Genomic DNA, 20,233 nt, shown 5'->3' on the forward strand with positions numbered 1-20,233 from the left:
AACAAAACGTCTGACATCAGAGCGTCACACACCCTGCCCTTTGGCACATAGAGAGCCGTGAAAAACCTGCTCTCCTTCAGCGTCCAGATCAGCCCTAAGCGATTAAGCCGCGCATCACCTGTGGCAAAGTCTCCGGCAAGTCTTCTGCAATCAACCCCGGGCCAAAAGCGCGTGCACACTCCACATGCAGCCAGGCTGCCATCTCGCTTGCCTGCTGCGGCGCAAGCCCCCTTGCCAAGAGCCCTGTGATGAGGCCCGCAAGCACATCCCCCGATCCAGCCGTCGCCAACCACGGCGCAGTGCGCTCATACACTGCCGCGTGCACGCCACACATACCATTGGGGGCAGCAATCACCGTGTCCGCCCCCTTGAACAAAACCGTGCACCCTGCCCGCGCTGCCGCCTCACGTGTGGCATCGACTTTGGAGTAAGCTGGGCCTTTGGTGGGCGGCGCTGCCAGGCGTTTGGCAATATCTGGAAACAGCCGCGCAAATTCGCCCGCATGCGGGGTGAGCACAACACTCTTATGCAGCCTCTCAAACAGCTGCTCTGGTTCATCGGCAAACGCGCTCAACGCATCAGCGTCCAAAACTGTCGCGCGATTTGCCTGCAGCGCCACCGGTACAAGAGCCCGCGCACGCTCCTGTCCCAGTCCCGGCCCAAGGCAAAGCGCATTGATCCGCGAATCTTTCAACACCTCTGCAAAGCCTTCAGCATCTGCCACCCGCTGCAACATCAGTGCCGTGATCTGACAGGCCACCTCCTGCTGCGCCGCTGGGGGCACCCCAAGTGTCACCAACCCCGCCCCGATCCGAAGCGCGGCACGCGCCGAGAGCCGCGCGGCACCGGTTTTGCCAGGCCCGCCAGAAAGGATGAGCGCATGACCATGAGAGAATTTGTGCTGAGGCGCCTCTTTGTTCAAATAATCAAAGGCTACGCTTGCTTCTCGCACAGGTTTTTCAGCTGGAACCACTTGCCCATAGCTCTCACGCAGGCCGATGTCTTTGACAGTTACTGCTTCACAAGAGGCCGGCCCATCTTTTAGAACATGCCCGAGCTTCTTGCGGTGAAAAGACACGGTCAGATCCGCCGCGATACAGCTCCCTAACACAGCGCCACTGTCGCTGCACAACCCTGTCGGAATATCGACAGCCACCACCTTACAGCCCCTCTCCGCCAAAATGCTGCGCAGGTGAGGATCGGCAAAGAAGGAAAACACAGACTGAAATGGGCGGCTCAGTCCCGTGCCAAACAGCGCATCGACAACAAGATCGCATTGGCCCTTAATGTGTAAACTGTCGTCCACCAGCGGCGGAGGATTAATGGCACGCGCGGTCACCGTCCCCAAATCACACCACCGCTCGTAGTTCACTCGCGCATCCGGCGGCAGCTTTTCAGCGTCCCCATAAAGAAACACTTCCACCTCCCAGTCGCGCTCCCGCAACAGCCGCGCCACAACAAAACCGTCGCCGCCATTGTTGCCCGGACCACATAAAACAACCGCCCGCTTCGCGCCGTCTTCCAACGCTGGCCAGCGCTCAAAAACAGCCTCAACCACGCCCTGCCCGGCCCGCTCCATCAGCTCCAGCCCAGTCACGTCACCCGACTCAATTGCGGTTTGCTCAATGGCGCGCATTTGGGCAGCCGTCAAAATTTCGCTCATTCTCAATGCATCCTGCGATTCAATTTCGCCCATTTACGCGCCTAACCGCCTATTTTTTAATCACATAGCATGTTTCCGATAGGCGCATTCACCTCCTGTTACCCTATCCAATTGTGAGCCCCAATCGAAAGTGGTCTGTGATCAATCAAGAACGCACCTGAGGAGGAGCCTCCACATGAAAAAGATCGAAGCCATCATCAAGCCGTTCAAGCTTGATGAAGTCAAAGAAGCCCTTCAGGATTTTGGCATCCAGGGTCTGAGCGTTGTCGAAGTCAAAGGCTTCGGGCGTCAGAAAGGCCACACAGAACTTTATCGTGGCGCCGAATATGTTGTGGACTTCCTGCCCAAGGTGAAAATCGAAGTTGTGCTTGAGGCCGATCAGGTCGACGGCGCGATCGAAGCCATTGTGAATGCCGCCAAAACCGACAAGATCGGCGACGGCAAGATCTTCGTCTCCCCCGTGGAGCAAGCCATTCGTATCCGTACCGGCGAGTCCGGCGCGGACGCGCTGTAAAACACCAGAAATTTTACTCAATCAGAAGGACAAAGGGAATGAGCGCAGACGCAGTTCTCCAGCTGATCAAAGACGAAGATGCGGCCTATGTCGACATCCGTTTCACCGACACACGCGGCAAGCTGCAGCACGTGACCGTGGACGTAGACCTCGTTGACGAAGACTTCCTCGAAGAAGGCTTCATGTTTGACGGCTCCTCCATCGCTGGCTGGAAATCCATCGAAAACTCAGACATGAAACTGATCCCAGACACCACGTCTGCTTATGTGGATCCGTTCTATGCTGAGAAAACCATCTGCATCCACTGCTCCATCGTTGAGCCTGACACCGGCGAAGCTTATGAGCGTGACCCACGCGGCACCGCCGAAAAAGCCGAAGCTTACCTGAAGTCCTCCGGCATCGGCGATGTGGCCTACATGGGCCCAGAAGCGGAATTCTTCCTGTTCGATGACGTTCGTTTTGAAAACAAAATCAACAAAGTATCCTACGAAGTTGATGCAATCGACGGGTCCTGGAACACCGACACCGAATATGAAATGGGCAACATGGGCCACCGCCCTGGCGTCAAAGGCGGCTACTTCCCGGTAAACCCAACCGACGACAGCCACGACCTGCGTTCCGAGATGCTCTCCACCATGAAGCGTCTGGGCATGAAAACTGACAAGCACCACCACGAAGTGGCGTCCTGTCAGCACGAGCTGGGTCTGATCTTTGACAGCCTGACCAAGCAAGCGGACGAGCTGCAGAAGTACAAATACGTGATCCACAATGTGGCTGCGTCCTACGGCAAATCCGCCACCTTCATGCCAAAGCCGATCTACGGCGACAACGGCACCGGCATGCACGTGAACATGTCCATCTGGAAAGACGGCAAGCCACTCTTTGCAGGCGACAAATACGCGGATCTCTCTGACGAAGCTCTGTACTTCATCGGCGGCATCCTGAAGCACGCAAAAACTCTGAACGCCTTCACCAACCCTTCGACCAACTCCTACAAGCGTCTGATCCCGGGTTTTGAAGCACCAGTTCTGCGCGCCTACTCCGCACGCAACCGCTCCGGCTGTGTCCGTATCCCATGGACCGAAAGCCCAAAAGCCAAGCGTGTTGAGGCCCGCTTCCCAGATCCATCCGCCAACCCATACCTGTGCTTCGCAGCGCTGCTGATGGCTGGCCTGGACGGCATCAAGAACAAAATCCACCCTGGCGAAGCCATGGACAAGAACCTCTATGATCTTCCTGCGGAAGAGCTGGCCGGTATCCCAACCGTCTGTGGCTCCCTGCGCGAAGCTCTGGACGCTCTGGAAGCAGATCACGAATTCCTGCTGGCAGGCGACGTGTTCACCAAAGACCAGATCGAAGGCTACATCGAGCTGAAGATGGAAGAGGTGGAGCACTACGAGCACACCCCGCACCCCGTCGAGTTCGGCATGTACTACAGCTGCTAAGCTTTAGTGGGACAGTGATAAGAAAGGGCGCCTCCCGGGGTGCCCTTTTTGTTGTTTACCTCATAGCGTAATATCCTAAGAGCTTCCTGAAAGGCTGCAACGCAAATGACCCGAGACTTCGCGCATTCCTGGCGTCCACACAATTCCATCAGAGTAAAAGCGCTTGGCCTTCATTGGCGTGAGAACCGCCTTCTGGCCGCCCGTGTGTTTGATGACAGTGGCAAACTCAAAGGTGTCCGCCCCCTTGGCGGAACCATCGAGTTTGGAGAAACGGCTCAGAACGCCCTCTTGCGCGAATTTCACGAAGAACTCGGCATAACCATCTCGATCGCCAACCCGCCCATCTTTTTTGAAAACCTTTACGAACATGAAGGGCAAACAGGTCACGAATATCTTGTCATCTTTGACGTGACCTTCCCAAAAGATTGTTTTGGCAAGCAAGAAGAGATCACCTTCTCCGAAGACAATGGCACGCTCTGCTCTGCTGCTTGGTTTTCACTGGAAGAACTTGATCTGCAAGATGGGCCAAAGCTCTTCCCCGAAGGCTTGAAAGACAGACTCCTTCAAGGTCGCGCCAGTTTGACGGGTTAGCGCACCCCCTCGCGCCCCTTATCTACCCGATAATACGCCCACAGCAGCCGCGCCGCCACGCTCCTCCACGGCGACCACGCCTCCGCCATCTCCCGCAACGCCCGCTCTTTGGGCCGATCCGGCAGGTCGAACAGCATCCGCGCGCTCTCCTGAAGGGCCAGATCACCCGGCGCAAACACATCTGCGCGACCTAGCGAAAACATCGCGTAAATCTCCGCCGTCCAGATGCCAATGCCGCTCACTTTGGTGAGGGTTTTGAACACCACCTCATTGGGAACCTCGCGCAGCGCATCAAAATCTATGCCTTCCTCAGCCAAAGCCCGCGCATAGCGCATTTTTTGGCGGCTCAGCCCTACCGCCTTCAGATCTTCTTCGCTGGCGGCCATCACAGCCTCAGGCGTCACCAGCTGCGCCTCCTGCATCCGCCCCCAGATCGCCGCCGCAGAGGCCACGCTCACCTGCTGGCTGACAATCGCACTGAGCAGCTGGTCAAACCCATCAGGGCGCAGCCGCAGCGGCAAGTCCCCGGTTAGCGCCAGCGCGCGCTCAAACCGCACATCCTGCGCCGCAAGCCAGGCGGCACCTTCTGCAACACAGGCATCCGTTCTGATAATCCGACCAACTGTCAAAGCCCGCCTCCCTTTTTCTGCACCTTCAGCTTTAGGGGCATGCGCCGCGCCGCTCAACACCCCAAACCGGTACCCACCCGCCTAGCCTGCGCAGCATCGTGCGCAACCCGTTTCCTGCGCAATCGATATTGGGAATGCACACATTCAAAAATCGTGATCTGTATAAGTGATCGCAATGCTGGACGCGCGGTCGTGAAGAAGCTAACGATTGGCGCATGAGCACACTTGTAGACGACTCCCGCGCCCGCCGTACCGTTTTCATTCTGGTTCTGGCACAGGCCTTCCTTGGCGCACAAATGCCGATGATCTTCACGATTGGTGGCCTCGCCGGGCAATCGCTGGCGTCAAACCTGTGCTTTGCGACGCTCCCAATTTCGCTGATCGTTCTGGGCTCCATGCTGTCTGCGGCGCCCATCTCCAACATCATGCAGACATATGGCCGCCGCGTCGGCTTCATGATTGGTGCTCTCGGCGGCGCCCTTGGCGGTGCTATTGGCGCATATGGCCTCTACCTCAACTCCTTCCCTGTCTTCCTGATCGGTTCTTTCCTGACCGGCGTCTATATGTCCGCACAGGGGTTTTACCGCTTCGCCGCGGCGGACACGGCCTCCGATGAGTTCCGCCCCAAGGCGATTTCTTACGTCATGGCAGGTGGGCTGCTCTCCGCCATCATCGGTCCTCAGCTGGTGAAGGTGACCTCAGATGCGATGATCATCCCCTTCATGGGCACCTACATCGGTGTGATTGCGCTGAATGTCATCGGCTCGCTTTTGTTCCTCTTCATCGACATCCCCACACCCGAAGCCCCCAAAGAGGATGCCCCAAAGGGCCGCACCCGCTGGGAGCTGATCACAACACCCCGCATCGCGGTGGCCGTGATCTGTGCCATGGTGTCTTACGCGCTTATGAACCTCGTGATGACATCCACGCCACTCGCCGTGGTTGGCTGCGGCTTCGAACAGAACGACGCCGCCGATATTGTCACCGCCCACGTACTCGCCATGTTTGCGCCTTCCTTCTTCACCGGTCACCTGATCGCGCGCTTTGGTGTCGAAAAAATCCTCGCCCTTGGCCTGCTGATCCTCGCGGGTGCCGGGGCTGTGGCGCTTCAGGGTGTGGCGCTTGAAAACTTCTTCATCGCGCTCATCCTGCTGGGCCTTGGTTGGAACTTCGGGTTCATTGGCGCAACCACCATGCTGGCCGGCGCACATGAACCCAGCGAGCGCGGCCGCATGCAGGGCATGAATGACTTCATCGTCTTTGGTGGTGTGACCGTGGCTTCGCTGGCCTCCGGTGGTCTCATGAATTGTTCCGGTGGCAGCGCCGTGGCAGGCTGGACCAGCGTCAACCTCGCCATGGCGCCCTTCCTGATGCTGGCTGGTGGCGCACTGATCTGGCTCGTGATGCGCCCCCAAGAAGAGGCCGCCTAAACACGTGGGTGGGGCGCGCTTACCAGCGTCCGCTCAGCGCCCGCCACATCAGGCCCGCGCGCTTGCCGAATTCACTCATGCCAAGCGCACCAGCGGCAACACGTGCGGGCTCTTGGGCGGCTTGCCGCAAAATCGCCTCCGCCTGCCAAGCCGCCAGAAACGCCTGCCCCGCGTCAGCACTCACATCTTTGCGCCGTGCTCTAGCCGCACGCAGCCGTGCAAGCCCTGCCTCTGCCAATGCCGCCACCGCCTCTGGGCGTCCGTCAACCAGCGGCACACGTTTGGCCTCTTCCAGCGCAGGGATAGCCTGCAACCAATTGGCCAGCCCCAGCGCATACCCCACATCTCGCGCCACCTGCGGCGGACACTCTCCCAATGCCTGCGCCGCCACCTGCATCAACCCACCTGCAGTCGCCTCGATATACCGCTCAAAATGCGCCGCATCATCAAACGGGTCGCGATAGATGTCCCAACGCCGCGCTTCGATCAGATCATCAAGAACGGTGGTGGCATCCTGCTGTAGGATCAGCGCCAAAGGCGTGACCACCTCATGGCGCCGCACCACGCCGCCTGCGCGGATCTCCTCCAGCGCATCGCGCCACCACTGCAGGCGCATCTCTGCAATCATGCTTTCCTGCGTCACCCAAGGCGCACGCGCAACTTCGGCATTAAACGCGTAGATCGGCAGAAGTTTCTCACGCGCGTTTGGCTCAGTCGCCATCGTTGCGGCAAAACGATCTGGGTCGGCGCGCTGCACCAACGCAGCGCAAGCCGCCAGATCATCTAACGCCTGCGCACTCACGATGACGCGCCCTCAGTCATCCCCGTGCGACCTCTGTGCCTTCATGCACAAGCTTCCAGTTCAGCGCATCCAACAGCGCCCCAAAGCTTGCATCCACGATGTTGGAGGAAACCCCCACGGTCGCCCAATGCCGTCCTTGGCTGTCCTCAAAATCTATGATCACGCGCGTCACAGCTTCGGTGCCCCCATTGGTGATACGCACTTTAAAATCCACCAGCCGCACATCGTCAATGATCCCCTGATAAGGGCCAAGATCAGACTTCAGCGCCTGCCAGAGCGCATTCACCGGCCCTTCATCACTCAGATCATCTGCATGATCGTTTTTGAAAAAGCTTGTGGTCTTGCCCCCATTGGGCAACTGCACGGTCACCACCGCTTCGCTTTCCACCACAGTTGCCCCACGCGCATTGCGCCGCCGCTCTGAAATCACACGGTAGCGCTCGACATCGAAATAAGTCGCCCCAAGTCCCAGCGCCTCCCGCGCGAGCAACTCAAAACTCGCCTGCGCCGTGTCATAGCTATAGCCTTTGGCCTCAGCCACTTTGATCCGCTCAAGGATCTCGCCCAACGCCGGGTTGCCCTTCTCGACACTCAGCCCCGCATCGCTCAGCCGTTTGCACAGATTGCTCTGCCCCGCTTGGTTGGACATCGGAATGATGCGCTCATTGCCAACCACCGCCGGGTCGATATGCTCATAGGTGCTGGGATCTTTCAGGATCGCACTGGCATGCAGCCCCGCCTTATGCGCGAAAGCGCTCGCCCCCACATAAGCCGCCTGCCGCATTGGCACGCGGTTCAGAATATCGTCCAACATCCGGCTCGCCCGTGTCAGCCCGGAAAGCCCCTCTTTGCTCACACCAATCTCAAACTGGCTGGCATATGGCTCTTTGAGCAGCAATGTCGGAATCAGCGTGGTCAGATTGGCATTGCCACAGCGCTCACCCAGTCCATTAAGCGTGCCCTGAACATGGCGCGCACCCGCATCCACCGCAGCCAGCGAGTTCGCCACCGCATGCTCGGTGTCATTATGGGTGTGAATGCCCAGATGATCGCCGGGAATGCCAGCTGCTATCACGGCTTTGGTAATCTCATAGATCTCACGTGGCAAAGCCCCGCCATTGGTGTCACACAGCACAATCCAGCGCGCCCCGGCCTCGTAGGCCGCTTTCACAGCCTCCAGCGCATAGTCCGGATTGGCCTTATAGCCATCAAAGAAATGTTCGGCATCAAACAGCGCCTCACGCCCCTGCGCCACCATATGCGCCATAGATTTCGCAATGTTTCCGGTGTTTTCCGCCAACGTGATGCCAAGCGCTTTGGTCACATGAAAATCATGGCTCTTGCCCACCAGACAGACCGCCTCTGTGCCCGCATTCAGCACGGCGGCCAGCACATCATCATTTTCCGCCGATAGGCCCGCCCGTTTGGTCATGCCAAAGGCGGTGAAGGTCGCAGCCAGCTTGGGCTTGGTGTCAAAGAACGCACTGTCGGTGGGGTTCGCGCCGGGCCAGCCGCCCTCGATGTAGTCCACGCCAAGCGCATCCAGCGCCGCCGCAATCTGCGTTTTGTCCTCGGTGGAGAATTGCACACCTTGTGTCTGCTGCCCGTCGCGCAGCGTCGTGTCATAAAGATAGAGGCGCTCTTTGGTCATTGCTCGCTCCCGCTGGCTCGTTTTTTTCTTGGTATCAAAATCTCAGTCGGGCCGCTTGCGGCCCGACCAGCGCGTGACCACCGTCACAGCAGCCCTTCCAGCTTGACCGCATCAAAGCCAGCCGCCGCCAGCAACTCTACTCCAGCCTTGCTCATGCGCACCTCAACCCCGGCCGCTGTCAGCACCGTCTTGATCCGGTCCACATCAGAGAAATCTTTGGTCTCCATAGCCGTCGCCCGCGCATCTGCCAGAAGTGTTTCATAGGCCGACAGATCAACACCTTCAGCCCAAGCGCCCATCTCCTCAGTCAACAAGCCCAAGAACTGCGCCCCTGCCAACAGCGACGCCGCATCGCCCGCACTCGCGAACTGATGCAAAGCGGTAATCGCGCCTGCGGTGTTCAGATCATCCGCCACGGGCTGCAACACCTCTGCGGGCACGCTGGTCGCAGGCTCGATGTCTGCGGTCAGCGTCCGCCACTTGCGCAACGTCGCCTCGGCCTCCGCCGCCTTCTTGGCGGTCCAGTCCATCGGCTTGCCATAATGCGTCGACATAAACACAAAGCGGATCACCTCGCCGGGCACACCGGGGTTGCCATCATGCCCGCCCAGTAGATCGCGCACGGTGAAGAAGTTGCCCAAGGACTTGGACATCTTCTTGCCCTCCACCTGAAGCATCTCATTGTGCAGCCAATAGTTGGCCATCGCCTTGCCGTTATTGGCACAGCAGCTTTGCGCGATCTCATTCTCATGGTGCGGGAACATCAGATCATTGCCGCCCCCGTGAATGTCAAAAGACGCGCCCAGAATTTCATAAGACATGGCCGAGCACTCAATGTGCCACCCCGGACGCCCACGTCCCCATGGGCTGTCCCAACCGGGCAGATCCTCGCTTGAGGGCTTCCAGAGCACAAAATCCATCGGATCTTCTTTGTAGCTCGCCACCTCAACCCGCGCGCCCGCGATCATGTCGTCCACCGAGCGACCGGAAAGCTTGCCGTAGTCGTCATACTTGCGCACCCGGAACAGCACATGCCCATCATGGGCATAGGCAAAGCCATCCGCGATCAGCTTTTCGATCATGGTGATCATCTGGTCGATATACTGCGTTGCGCGGGGCATGTGGTTGGGCTCCATCGCCCCCAAAGCCCCCATATCATCCAGATACCATTGCGTGGTTTCTGCTGTGATATCCCCAATCGCACGCCCGCTTTCGGCTGCACGCGCGTTGATCTTGTCATCCACGTCGGTGAAGTTGCGCACATAGGTCACAGCATCCTTGCCATAGACCTCGCGCAACAGGCGGTAGAGCACGTCAAACACCACCACAGGCCGCGCATTGCCAATATGGGCGCGATCATAAACCGTCGGCCCACAGACATACATCCGCACATCATCTGCTTTGATTGGCGTAAAAATCTCTTTCTTACGGCTCAGAGTGTTGTGCAGCGTGATCTCAGTTCGGATCTCAGTCATAAGTGGCTCCTCAGCACACGGGTTTCGCGTAGCGGGCTTACCAACTCTGTCTCATTTTTGAAAGTGAAGACCGGCCCGCGTGACGATGTCAGCAGGTAATGCAGCAGCAAATAATGGTGGCGCATACGGTGTTCATGGCCGCGACCCTAGGCGGCACAAGTCTATGCGTCAAGGCGTGAAACGGCAGCAGCAAAACAAAACCCCACCGCACCATAGGTCGGGTGCGATGGGGCAAAGCGTTTCACCTGCAAACAGGTATCAGCAATGTGTGAAAGCGTCAGACAAACATCAGATCTGTTTCGGTTTCCACAGTCAGCAGGTTGAACCCACCGGTGGTATCAACAAAGCCAAAGGTTGTCGCGCCGCCAGCAGACGGGAACGCAAAGTTTGCAGCAGAGGCAAGATCGCCCACGTTGTCAAAGCTCTGCGCCCCAAAACCGAGATCGATGGTGATAGTGTCATCACCGCGACCAAAGTCCTTGATCACGTCGTTGCCGCCGCTGAAAATGAACTCATCCGCGCCGCTGCCGCCGATCATTGTGTCATTGCCGGCGCCACCATCCAGAACATCATCGCCTTGGTTGCCAAACAGAATGTCGTTACCCTCGCCGCCAAACAGCTGGTCATTCATGTTGGCGCGCGCGCCTTGCAGCTTCTCGTGACGCGCTGAGTCAGAATAATCACCATAGATCAGGTCATTGCCCGCGCCGCCATAAACAACATCGTTGCCAGCGCCAGCTTTAACGAAATCATTGCCACCCTCAGCAAAAACAAAGTCGTCGCCTGTGTTGCTGGCGATCACATCATCGTCCTGACCACCGATCAAACGGTCATTGCCACGGCCACCGGTTGCCAGAATTGGCGCCTGACCGGCCTGCTCCGCTTGCTGCGCACCACCGTTGGTGATCACACCGGTGACGTCCAGCGCATTAAAGGAGTCGTCTGCGCCGCCAAAGGCACGCACATTGTTATCAACGGACACAGTGTCATCATTCACTGCATCAGACTCAAACGACACGAGGCCCTTCTTCATGGCTTTCGCAGTGCCACGAATGTTCAACGTCACCACATCGCCGGTGTAGTCCACACCGTCCGCGTTCAGACGAGTGGAGCCAAACAGCTGGCCTGGGTTTGCGCTGGCAGAAACCGCATCGGTCAGTGCCCCATACCAGGCAGACTGCCCTTGGAACCAGGTTTCAAAAATAGTGCTGCCATTAAAATCAAGAGAGTTAGTAGCCATTAGATTACTCAAGTTAGAATTGTACGCTCGTCCTTCTACATTGAATAAAATTTTCTGCAATACGTCGCAGGTATTAATTTAGTATATGGTTAACGGCCATAATTTTGGGCTGAAAAATTCACGCTTCAATGAGGCATCCCAAAGCACGGTATGCCTCAGGATACTTTGTTTTATTTCATTACTACAGCACTTTATCCCGATTTAACCTTGGCTTTTCAAAGCTCTTGCACGCAACGCCAATCCGCGCACGTGTCTTTCGTCCCAATGGCATCGGCAGCTCAATCGACTTTGAATGGCCATTTTTCGAACACACGCTTAAGAAGATTCCGATTACCGTAACCACCACCCCAATCCAACTCACCAGCGCGTAACGTTCCCCCAGCAACGCCAGACCAACAACCAGCCCGACAGCCGCGGCAACATAACCGATCTGGCTCAACAGCACCGGGCCACCCAGCTTTTGCAGCCGGAAGTAGGCTGGGAAGGTCAACGCAGCCGCAATCACCTGCACACCAGCGGCCCGGGGCACAGCTGAAAGCGTCGCCAAAGGCACCCCGTCGCCCTGCCAGAGCATCGCCGCCACCAGCGCCACAATCGCAACCCCATGACTCCAGAAAGCCAGCGCCATCGGATGCGCACCCTCAGGCCAATCCAGCGTGCGATAAACGTTACCCGCCGCGAGAATGATCGGAATCGAAAGCCCGACAAACGACCAAATCAAGCTTCCCTCTACGCCGCCGCGCCCAAAGGCGACAAGCAACGCGCCGATCAGGCCCAAACCAATGCCCCAAAGCCCCAAACGTCCGGGCGCTTTCATGCCAAACAGGACAGACAAGGCAAGCGTCGCGACGGGAGAGAGGGCAAACATCATGCCCACCTGCCCCGCGCCAAGCTTTGGTACCAGCGCAAAAATCATCAGGTTGATCCCGGCAAAACTCACCAAGCCGGAAATCGCCACATAGCGCAGCATCCGCCCACGCGGCAGTCGCAACAAACCACGCACGCCCAGCACCGGCAGCAAACTCAGGCTCGCCCCCATCGACACAAGCAAAGCCCACATCATGGGGGACACCCCCGCCGCAAAGGAAACTTTGCTCAGTGGAAACCCAACGCCCAGCAGCGTCCCACACCAGATCAACAGCCCCACCGGCCCAAGGCTCACATCCCTACGCATAGCTGATCACCTCATATTCGACGTCATCAGGCCCATCAAAGTAAAACCGCTTGCCCGGCTCGTAGTCCGCATGGCTGGTTGGCACAAACCCCGCCGCCTTCACCCGCGCCTCGATCATGTCGAGATCACGTACGACGATGCCAACATGATTAAGCCCACCGGCGCGATAATAGCTGTTTTCCGCGTTTTGAATATCTACGGGCGGCGCATAGAGCGCGAGATAGCTTTCTGCCTCTCCGACATGCACGCTGTAGCCGCCATGAATGGACTCCCCCTCCCAGCGCACCGTCCAGTCAAACAGATCACACAGGACCGCTGCAGTTGCCTTTGGATCGCGCACCGTCAGGTTCACATGCTCAAGTTTCATCTCTCAGGTCCTTTCTCAAATTCAATGATGGACTCAGCGTAATTCTTCAAGCTAACTTGAACTCAAGAATTTTTTATCGTTTAAAAACAATGGCAACATGAAACAGAATCCCGCCCTTCGCCTGCGCCCCACCGGTTTGACGATTGGTCAGGTTGCCGAACGGACCGGTCTCGCCCCCTCCGCGATCCGCTTTTATGAGGAACAGGGCATCGTGTTTCCACATCGCACCGACACCGGCCAACGCCGCTATGAACGTGCAGACATCCGCCGCCTGTCCTTTGTGATGATCTCTCAATCAATGGGCTTTTCGATCACAGACATCCGCGAGGCCCTCGCAACATTGCCAGAAAATCGCACGCCCACAAAAGCAGATTGGGCGGCGATTTCCGAAACCTTCCGAAACGCGCTGGATGCGCGGATTGCGCAAATGCAGGCGCTGCGAGATCGGCTCGATGGGTGCATCGGCTGTGGCTGCCTCAGCCTGTCCAACTGCAAGCTCTACAACCCCGAAGACCGTGCGCGCACGCGCGGCACCGGGCCACGTTATCTGTTGGGCGACACGCCTTCAGACCTATAAGCGCACTCTCATGACCGCCAGAATGTCGCAACGAAGGCACCTGCAAGTGCCCAAACGAGGCGCGCAAACACGCGCCTGCAGTGAAAGAATGCCCCCCATCACAACTTAGAATTTGACATTCCCACCAGCCCCACGCCACCAATTCTGCAACAAGACTACAGGGGAGTGCACCATGAAACTGTCTGAGCGGCTAACAGGCATCACCGGCGGCGGATCTGACGGCTGGGATGTGTTTTACAAAGCGCGTCGCATGATCGCTGACGGTATCAATGTCACCGAACTCACCATTGGTGAGCACGACATTCGCACCGATCCGGTTATTCTGTCTGCCATGGATCAATCCGCGCGCGGTGGCCACACCGGCTATGCCATGGTGCCCGGCACACAAGAGCTGCGCGAAGCTGTGGCCGCGCGACTGACCGAACGCACTGGCGTACCCACAACATATAAGAACATCCTGATCACCCCCGGTGGTCAGGCTGCGCTCTTTGCGGCGCACACTGCCACCTGTTCTGCCGGAGATCGCGCGCTGTTCATTGACCCTTATTATGCCACCTACCCCGGCACCTTGCGCGGTGTCGGCGCGGTGCCGGTCCCGATCCAAACCCATGCGGCCAATGCGTTCAAACCGCAGCCAGAAGAGATTGCAGCCGAAGCGGCCAAAGGCGCTGCTTCCCTGCTGATCAACACCCCAAACAACCCAACCGGCACAGTCTATGGCCGTGACACCCTCGAGGGGATCGCGCAGGTCTGTATCGACCATGATCTCTGGCTGATCTCTGATGAGGTGTATGACACGCAGGTCTGGGACGGCACCCATATCAGCCCTCGCGCTCTGCCCGGCATGGCGGCGCGCACGCTGGTGGTGGGCTCCATGTCCAAAAGCCACGCCATGACCGGCAGTCGCATCGGCTGGATTGCTGGCCCCGAGGAAGCAATTGATCACCTCACCAATCTGGCCACCCACACCACCTATGGCGTGCCCGGCTTCATTCAGGACGCCGCCGTCTTTGCGCTGGCACAGGGCACACCGCTGGAGGAAGAGGTTTCCGCCCCGTTTGAACGTCGCCGCGCTCTGGCAAAATCCATTCTCGCAGATCAAAACACGGTCGGCCTGATCCCGGCACAGGGGGCGATGTACATCATGCTGGATGTGCGCAAAACCGGCCTGTCTGGCGAAGACTTCGCCAACTCTCTGCTTGATGCGCACCACATTGCCACCATGCCCGGTGAAAGCTTTGGCCAATCGGCCCATGGCCACATCCGCGTGGCCATGACAGTGGCAGATGACCGATTTGAATCCGCGCTCAAAACCTTGGTGGCGCACGCAGAAAAACTTGCGGAACAGGTCCCAGCCTAACGCGAAAATCGTCGCCCCAAGTCTCAAAAACGACAAATGTCGCGAACAGACAGGACGACGGAGTCGCGCACTTACACACTGCCTTGCAATGGAGGAGCCATTGCAAGGCGTACGCAGCAAAATCAAACTGGTCAGTCGCACCATCGGGGCCAACCGTGGCCGCGCGGCACGAGGCCGCCCGTAAGGCGTTGTGAAATAAAACTTTCCACACAACACTTACAGGACTGAACACCCATGAATGCACCTGCAACCCGCCGCTCCGGCGGCCGTGCCGCCCGTCGCGCTTCCCGCGCAGCGCCTCTGACACAGGACATCCGCCCCATCCGCCCCGGTATGGAGGGCGGACAATATAAACCTCTGTCAAACCGCGACATGCAACGCATCCACGAAACCGCGCTGGACGCGCTGGAACAGATCGGCCTAGCCGATGCTCCGCAAAGTGGCATCGACATCATGACCGCCGCTGGCGCGATCATTGGGGAGGACGGTCGGCTGCGGTTCCCCCGCGCACTGGTCGAAGACATGCTGGCCAAAGCCTGCAAAGACATCGCTTTGCGCGGCCGCGACCCGCAATATGATCTCCAGCTGTCGGGCAATCGCGTGCATTTTGGCACCGCCGGTGCCGCCGTGCACATGGTGGATGTCGACGGCAAAGAGTATCGCGACAGCACGCTTCAGGATCTGCACGACGCTGCCCGCATTGCCGATCAGCTGGAAAACATCCACTTCCTGCAACGCCCCATGGTGGCGCGTGACGTAACCGACAATCGCGAGCTTGATTACAACACGATCTACGCCTGCTGTGCAGGCACCACCAAACATGTGGGTGTAAATTTCACCGAGCCGGATTTTGTCGCTGACGCGCTTGAGCTTTTGCACATGATCGCGGGTGGCGAAGATGCCTGGCGCGCGCGCCCTTTTGTCAGCAACACCAACTGCTTTGTGGTGCCGCCAATGAAATTCGCCACTGAAAGCTGTGAGGTCATGGAAGCCTGCATTCGCGGCGGCATGCCTGTGTTGCTGCTCTCTGCTGGCATGGCAGGGGCCACCGCCCCCTCAACCGTTGCCGGCGCGATCGTTCAAGCCACCGCCGAATGTCTGGCGGGCATTGTCTATGTCAACGCCATCGCCCCCGGTCATCCGGCGATCTTTGGCACCTGGCCCTTTGGTCTCGATCTGCGCAGCGGCGCGATGACCGTCGGCTCCGGCGAACAGGCCCTGCTCTCAGCAGGCTGCGCCCAGATGCACAAATTCTACGGCCTGCCCGGCGGCGCAGCAGCAGGGGCCAGCGATGCCAAACTGCCCGACATGCAAGCCGGATGGGAACAGATGTGTTCCAACGTAATGGCAGGGCTTTCAGGTCTCAACATGGTCTATGAAGCCGCAGGCATGCACGCGTCCCTCTTGGGCTTCTGCCATGAAAGCCTGATCTTGGGCGATGATCTGATCGGTCAGGCATTGCGCTGTGTGCGCGGCATTGAGGTAGATGAAGAAACCCTGGCACTGGAGCAGATCCGCGAAGTCTGCATTGGCGGACCGGGGCATTATCTTGGCACCGACGCCACCCTGTCACGCATGCAGAAAGACCATGTGTATCCGACTTTTGGCGACCGCACCTCTCCCAAGGAATGGGCCGAAGTGGGCAAGCCAGACCTGATTGAAACCGCCAAAAAGCGCAAAGAGGAGATCCTCGCGGCCCGCGCCAACGCGCGGTTTGACCCTAAACTGGATCAGGCCATCCGCGCCCGCTTCAACATCCACCTCCCGCAATAACACCTTCCACAATAGCGAAAGGCGCCCGACAGATCGCGGCGCCTTTTCCTCTTGCCCCAAAATATCCTGGGGGGATCACAGCTTGCCTGTGATGGGGGCAAAGCCCCCAACCCGCCCTCAGCCTTTCGCCAGCTGCGCCTCACGCGCGTCGCGCAGGCGCGCGAAATCGTCCCCCGCGTGATAAGATGACCGCGTCAATGGCGTGGCAGACACCATCAGGAAGCCTTTGCCATAGGCGGATTTCTCATAGCTTTCAAACTCTTCCGGCGTTACAAAACGATCCACGCCATGGTGTTTCGGCGTTGGCTGCAGGTACTGGCCAATGGTCAGGAAATCCACATCTGCGGCGCGCATGTCATCCATCACCTGTTTGACCTCAGGCGCTTTTTCCCCAAGTCCGACCATGATGCCGGATTTGGTGAAGATCGACGGATCCAGCTCTTTCACCCGCTGCAGCAAACGCAGAGAGTGAAAATAGCGCGCCCCCGGACGGACTTCCAGATAAAGCCCCGGCACGGTTTCCAGATTATGGTTGAACACATCCGGCTTGGCTTCCACGACGGTTTCCAATGCGCCCGGTTTGGCTTTCAGAAAGTCCGGCGTCAGAATTTCAATGGTGGTCTTGGGCGAGCGATGCCGCACCGCGCGGATCGTCTGCGCAAAATGCTCCGCCCCGCCGTCATCGAGATCGTCGCGATCCACCGACGTGATCACCACGTGGTTCAACCCCAGCTTCTGCACCGCCATGGCCACACGGCCCGGCTCAAACGCATCCAGCCCATCGGGCTTACCCGTCGCGATGTTGCAGAAGGTACAGCCACGGGTACAGATTTCACCCATGATCATCATGGTCGCGTGACCCTGGCTCCAGCATTCCCCAGCGTTCGGACAACCCGCCTCTTCACACACGGTGACAAGCTTGTTTTCCCGCATGATCTTCTTGGTCGCGTTATAGCCCTCGCCCGTCGGCGCTTTGACACGAATCCACTTAGGCTTTTTGGGCTGAGCATTGTCCTTGCGGTGCGCCTTTTCAGGGTGGCGCTGCTCTGGCAGCTTCAGATCACGCAATTCTGGGTCCTCCCGACCATCTGGGTTTGCAGTTTGTACCATACGCCAATCTGTCGGCCACTACCAGAAGCGCATGTCTGCTATGCATTTGACGCGATACTAAGCAACCATAACGTTAATATCGCGTGGCAAACCATGTTTCGCAAATGCAGCATTGCACCCAAAATTAGAATCGTTATAGATCACACAAATCTGATTTTCTGTGAGGAACCGATCAATGCAAGTTGGCGCAAAAGTCCCTAACGTCGTCTTCAAAACCCGCGTACGCGATGAAGCTGTGGGCGGCACAAACCCGTTCCGCTGGCAGGACATGTCCAGCGATGACTATTTCAAAGGCAAGCGCGTGATCCTGTTCTCGCTGCCTGGTGCCTTTACACCAACATGCTCCACCTACCAACTACCTGGTTTTGAAGAAAACTTTGCCAAGTTTCAGGAACTGGGTGTGGAAAACATCTACTGCATGTCCGTAAACGACAGCTTCGTGATGAACAAATGGTCCGAAGCACAAGACGTGAAAAACGTTGACGTGATTCCTGATGGCTCCGGTGAATTCACCCGCAAAGTTGGCATGCTCGTACGCAAAGACAACCTTGGCTTTGGCCTGCGCTCTTGGCGTTACGCCGCCATCATCAACGACGGTGTTGTTGAAGCATGGTTTGAAGAGCCAGGTCTCGAAGACAACCACGGCGAAGACCCGTATGGCGAGAGCTCCCCAGAAAACCTGCTGAAGTATCTGGAAGCCGCAAATGTTGAAACCGCTGCCTGATCAGCGCCGTTTCTGAACATTCCGAAGGGTCGGTGCAGCGCTGCACCGGCCTTTTTCTTTGACGAAACCCAGTGAGCATCCACCAAATAGGCTAGCCGATATAGTCGCCCGCGCCCCCGGCATTGGCCGCATAAAAATCCCGCAGGCGCATCAAGGCGATCCGCAACACAATCTTGCCAGACCGCGCAGACCAGCCAAGGCGCTTCTCAGCTGCCTCAAGCCCTTCCAAATAACAGCAACAGCGCAACGCAATATCTCCAAGGCCCACCCCAAGATCTGTCAGCGCGTCTGCCACTCTTTGGCGTGCAAGTACGGCCCCCTGTGCCACATCGTCATTCGGTTGGTCGCATCCTTCATCGGTGCCCCGCAGAAACCGCTCCCAGTTCTTGCCGGACTGAGGCCCGATCTGCGCAAGCTCAAAGTCTTCCCGCAACCGCTCCCCTGCGGAAACCAGATCTTCACTCAGAAAGAAATTGCCCTCTTTGTCCTTGCGCCGGGCCAGCGCGGCCAAGGGGCTCTCGACCAGATTGAACCGCACCTGACGCGCCCGACCGCCGCGGTGCCGCGACCGCCCGCCAAACGGCTGTGCACCTGGATCAAGCCCAGCCTGAACCTGCGCAATATACTGCGCAGAGTTTTCTGCTTCAGCCATCATTTCACGCAACGTCGCCCGACCTGCTTGTGTGATCACATACCGAGAGATCCGCCCAACCTGCCTCGCAGAAATCCAGTTCTGCAAAGCCATTGCCTGAACAATTTGACGTGACACCACGGCTGCGCGCGTGCCCTCTTTGCGCATGACAACAGCGGTTTCCATATCGCTTGCAACCGCCAACACAGCCCCCGCTTCGCACAGCCTTCGCAAGACCCGCGCCCCCTCGCGGCGCAAAACGTCCTCCCCCGGTGCCTCCGCCTCTGCCCCCTCTCCGATTGGCGACGATGCCGCGCCCGTCAGTGTGTCCCCTCGCTGCAGCCGTGTCAGCGCCGCATCCACCAACGGATCTTCGCGCATCGTTTCAAGCTTTCGGATCTGGCGCAGCACCGTGGAGGCATGGCAGCCGTCACGCCGCGCCAATTCACGAATAGAAACCCCACACTCCGTATGCGCCACATAGCGCACCACATTGCTTGGCACCCAATCAGGAAATTCCGTGATTGCTTGATCTTTCGGCATAACTCACTCCTTACCAAGTCACTTAAGTCAATTTCACTGCCGTGTTTTTCCACAGACTTATGCGCCATTTTTGCACAGGCGATGTCCGCCGTGCAGGCGACACAAAATTGCCGTCGCTTGGTCAGAATGATTTCAAAATGATGAACAGGCCCATGCGGGTCCGTGCGCTGCCTAAGAGGTCACGCAACACCCGATAGAGTTGTGATCTGCTGTGCAAATCTATCGTGAAAGGTTGATTCTATGCAGGGCACCCTAAGCCAACTGGCAACGCTACGACGCCCCCGCCTACTCATCAGAGCAGCACGTGCAGGAACTCAGGATTATACGCGAAATCAGCATCTTAAGCGTGTTTTAGGCGTCACTCAAACTCCGCGCAATCTAGAGGCGCTGACCCGATTAATGACGTTGGAGGCTGAACTGAACGAAGAGAGACGCAAAAACGCTGCGTCTTACTCGATCGTGCGTCATGTCGACCTGATGATCGCCATGATGGGGGAGGCCCAGCTGTTGCAGGCCACCCACCAAAATTAACTG

19 protein-coding genes are annotated in these 20,233 nt (G+C 58.0%); 9 read left to right on the forward strand and 10 right to left on the reverse strand.

Features of this window, described 5'->3' with window-relative positions:
* Nucleotides 1-94: 94 nt before the first annotated feature.
* Nucleotides 95-1,663, reverse strand: coding sequence for an NAD(P)H-hydrate dehydratase (locus tag PJL69_RS04760; RefSeq protein WP_271308622.1), 1,569 nt, complete (start codon nucleotides 1,661-1,663; stop codon nucleotides 95-97).
* A gap of 175 nt (nucleotides 1,664-1,838) precedes the next feature.
* Here PJL69_RS04760 and PJL69_RS04765 point away from each other — a divergent pair, with 175 nt between their 5' ends.
* The 3 genes from PJL69_RS04765 to PJL69_RS04775 all read left to right on the forward strand — a co-directional run bounded on the left by PJL69_RS04765 (nucleotide 1,839) and on the right by PJL69_RS04775 (nucleotide 4,213).
* Nucleotides 1,839-2,177, forward strand: coding sequence for a P-II family nitrogen regulator (locus PJL69_RS04765; RefSeq protein ID WP_209096049.1), 339 nt, complete (start codon nucleotides 1,839-1,841; stop codon nucleotides 2,175-2,177).
* Nucleotides 2,178-2,215: 38 nt separating this feature from the next.
* Nucleotides 2,216-3,622, forward strand: a complete 1,407-nt coding sequence (gene glnA / locus PJL69_RS04770) for a type I glutamate--ammonia ligase (protein ID WP_209096051.1) — start codon at nucleotides 2,216-2,218, stop codon at nucleotides 3,620-3,622.
* 105 nt (nucleotides 3,623-3,727) lie between these two features.
* Entirely contained in the window at nucleotides 3,728-4,213 is a 486-nt protein-coding gene (locus PJL69_RS04775) for an NUDIX hydrolase (protein ID WP_271308623.1), read from the forward strand.
* Here PJL69_RS04775 and PJL69_RS04780 read toward each other — a convergent pair.
* Nucleotides 4,210-4,842, reverse strand: coding sequence for a DNA-3-methyladenine glycosylase family protein (locus PJL69_RS04780; RefSeq protein WP_271308624.1), 633 nt, complete (start codon nucleotides 4,840-4,842; stop codon nucleotides 4,210-4,212). The two genes, PJL69_RS04775 and PJL69_RS04780, sit on opposite strands and share 4 nt — an antisense overlap.
* A 215-nt stretch (nucleotides 4,843-5,057) precedes the next feature.
* On the opposite strand from PJL69_RS04780, the gene PJL69_RS04785 reads away from it, so the two are divergent.
* Nucleotides 5,058-6,272 carry an MFS transporter gene (locus PJL69_RS04785; RefSeq protein ID WP_271308625.1) on the forward strand — a complete coding sequence of 405 codons (1,215 nt, stop codon included), beginning with the start codon at nucleotides 5,058-5,060 and terminating at the stop codon, nucleotides 6,270-6,272.
* 19 nt (nucleotides 6,273-6,291) lie between these two features.
* Here PJL69_RS04785 and PJL69_RS04790 read toward each other — a convergent pair whose 3' ends face one another.
* From PJL69_RS04790 to PJL69_RS04815, 6 genes are all read right to left on the reverse strand, one after another.
* Nucleotides 6,292-7,074 (reverse strand): squalene/phytoene synthase family protein, encoded by a 783-nt coding sequence (locus tag PJL69_RS04790; RefSeq protein ID WP_271308626.1) that lies wholly within the window; start codon nucleotides 7,072-7,074, stop codon nucleotides 6,292-6,294.
* 16 nt (nucleotides 7,075-7,090) lie between these two features.
* Nucleotides 7,091-8,725: a citramalate synthase gene (cimA, locus tag PJL69_RS04795; RefSeq protein ID WP_271308627.1), complete on the reverse strand. Its 1,635-nt coding sequence runs from the start codon at nucleotides 8,723-8,725 to the stop codon at nucleotides 7,091-7,093.
* Between the two features lie 83 nt (nucleotides 8,726-8,808).
* Nucleotides 8,809-10,200 (reverse strand): cysteine--tRNA ligase, encoded by a 1,392-nt coding sequence (gene cysS, locus PJL69_RS04800; protein WP_271308628.1) that lies wholly within the window; start codon nucleotides 10,198-10,200, stop codon nucleotides 8,809-8,811.
* 277 nt (nucleotides 10,201-10,477) lie between these two features.
* The gene (locus tag PJL69_RS04805) at nucleotides 10,478-11,440 is read right to left on the reverse strand and encodes a calcium-binding protein (RefSeq protein WP_271308629.1); all 963 of its coding nucleotides are present in this window, start codon (nucleotides 11,438-11,440) and stop codon (nucleotides 10,478-10,480) included.
* A gap of 181 nt (nucleotides 11,441-11,621) precedes the next feature.
* Nucleotides 11,622-12,614 (reverse strand): DMT family transporter, encoded by a 993-nt coding sequence (locus PJL69_RS04810; protein WP_271308630.1) that lies wholly within the window; start codon nucleotides 12,612-12,614, stop codon nucleotides 11,622-11,624.
* Nucleotides 12,607-12,981 carry a VOC family protein gene (locus PJL69_RS04815; RefSeq protein WP_271308631.1) on the reverse strand — a complete coding sequence of 125 codons (375 nt, stop codon included), beginning with the start codon at nucleotides 12,979-12,981 and terminating at the stop codon, nucleotides 12,607-12,609. The genes PJL69_RS04810 and PJL69_RS04815 overlap by 8 nt, the downstream gene beginning before the upstream one ends.
* Nucleotides 12,982-13,078: 97 nt before the next feature.
* Here PJL69_RS04815 and soxR point away from each other — a divergent pair, with 97 nt between their 5' ends.
* From soxR to PJL69_RS04830, 3 genes are all read left to right on the forward strand, one after another.
* A complete protein-coding gene (gene soxR / locus PJL69_RS04820) occupies nucleotides 13,079-13,558 on the forward strand; it encodes a redox-sensitive transcriptional activator SoxR (RefSeq protein WP_271308632.1) in 480 nt (159 codons plus the stop codon).
* A 172-nt stretch (nucleotides 13,559-13,730) separates the two neighbouring features.
* On the forward strand, nucleotides 13,731-14,918 hold the full coding sequence (locus PJL69_RS04825; protein WP_271308633.1) for a pyridoxal phosphate-dependent aminotransferase: 1,188 nt from the start codon (nucleotides 13,731-13,733) through the stop codon (nucleotides 14,916-14,918).
* Nucleotides 14,919-15,152: 234 nt separating this feature from the next.
* Nucleotides 15,153-16,691 (forward strand): trimethylamine methyltransferase family protein, encoded by a 1,539-nt coding sequence (locus tag PJL69_RS04830; protein ID WP_271308634.1) that lies wholly within the window; start codon nucleotides 15,153-15,155, stop codon nucleotides 16,689-16,691.
* Nucleotides 16,692-16,808: 117 nt separating this feature from the next.
* Here PJL69_RS04830 and lipA read toward each other — a convergent pair whose 3' ends face one another.
* A complete protein-coding gene (lipA, locus tag PJL69_RS04835) occupies nucleotides 16,809-17,759 on the reverse strand; it encodes a lipoyl synthase (protein ID WP_209070196.1) in 951 nt (316 codons plus the stop codon).
* Between the two features lie 217 nt (nucleotides 17,760-17,976).
* Between lipA and PJL69_RS04840 the strand changes: the two genes are divergently transcribed.
* Nucleotides 17,977-18,525, forward strand: a complete 549-nt coding sequence (locus PJL69_RS04840; RefSeq protein ID WP_271308635.1) for a peroxiredoxin — start codon at nucleotides 17,977-17,979, stop codon at nucleotides 18,523-18,525.
* 91 nt (nucleotides 18,526-18,616) lie between these two features.
* Here PJL69_RS04840 and PJL69_RS04845 read toward each other — a convergent pair whose 3' ends face one another.
* Nucleotides 18,617-19,699, reverse strand: coding sequence for a DUF6456 domain-containing protein (locus PJL69_RS04845; RefSeq protein WP_271308636.1), 1,083 nt, complete (start codon nucleotides 19,697-19,699; stop codon nucleotides 18,617-18,619).
* A 240-nt stretch (nucleotides 19,700-19,939) separates the two neighbouring features.
* Here PJL69_RS04845 and PJL69_RS04850 point away from each other — a divergent pair, with 240 nt between their 5' ends.
* A complete protein-coding gene (locus PJL69_RS04850) occupies nucleotides 19,940-20,230 on the forward strand; it encodes a DUF6477 family protein (RefSeq protein WP_271308637.1) in 291 nt (96 codons plus the stop codon).
* Nucleotides 20,231-20,233 lie beyond the last annotated feature (3 nt).

Source organism: Shimia sp. MMG029 (assembly GCF_027947445.1).
GTDB lineage: Bacteria > Pseudomonadota > Alphaproteobacteria > Rhodobacterales > Rhodobacteraceae > Shimia.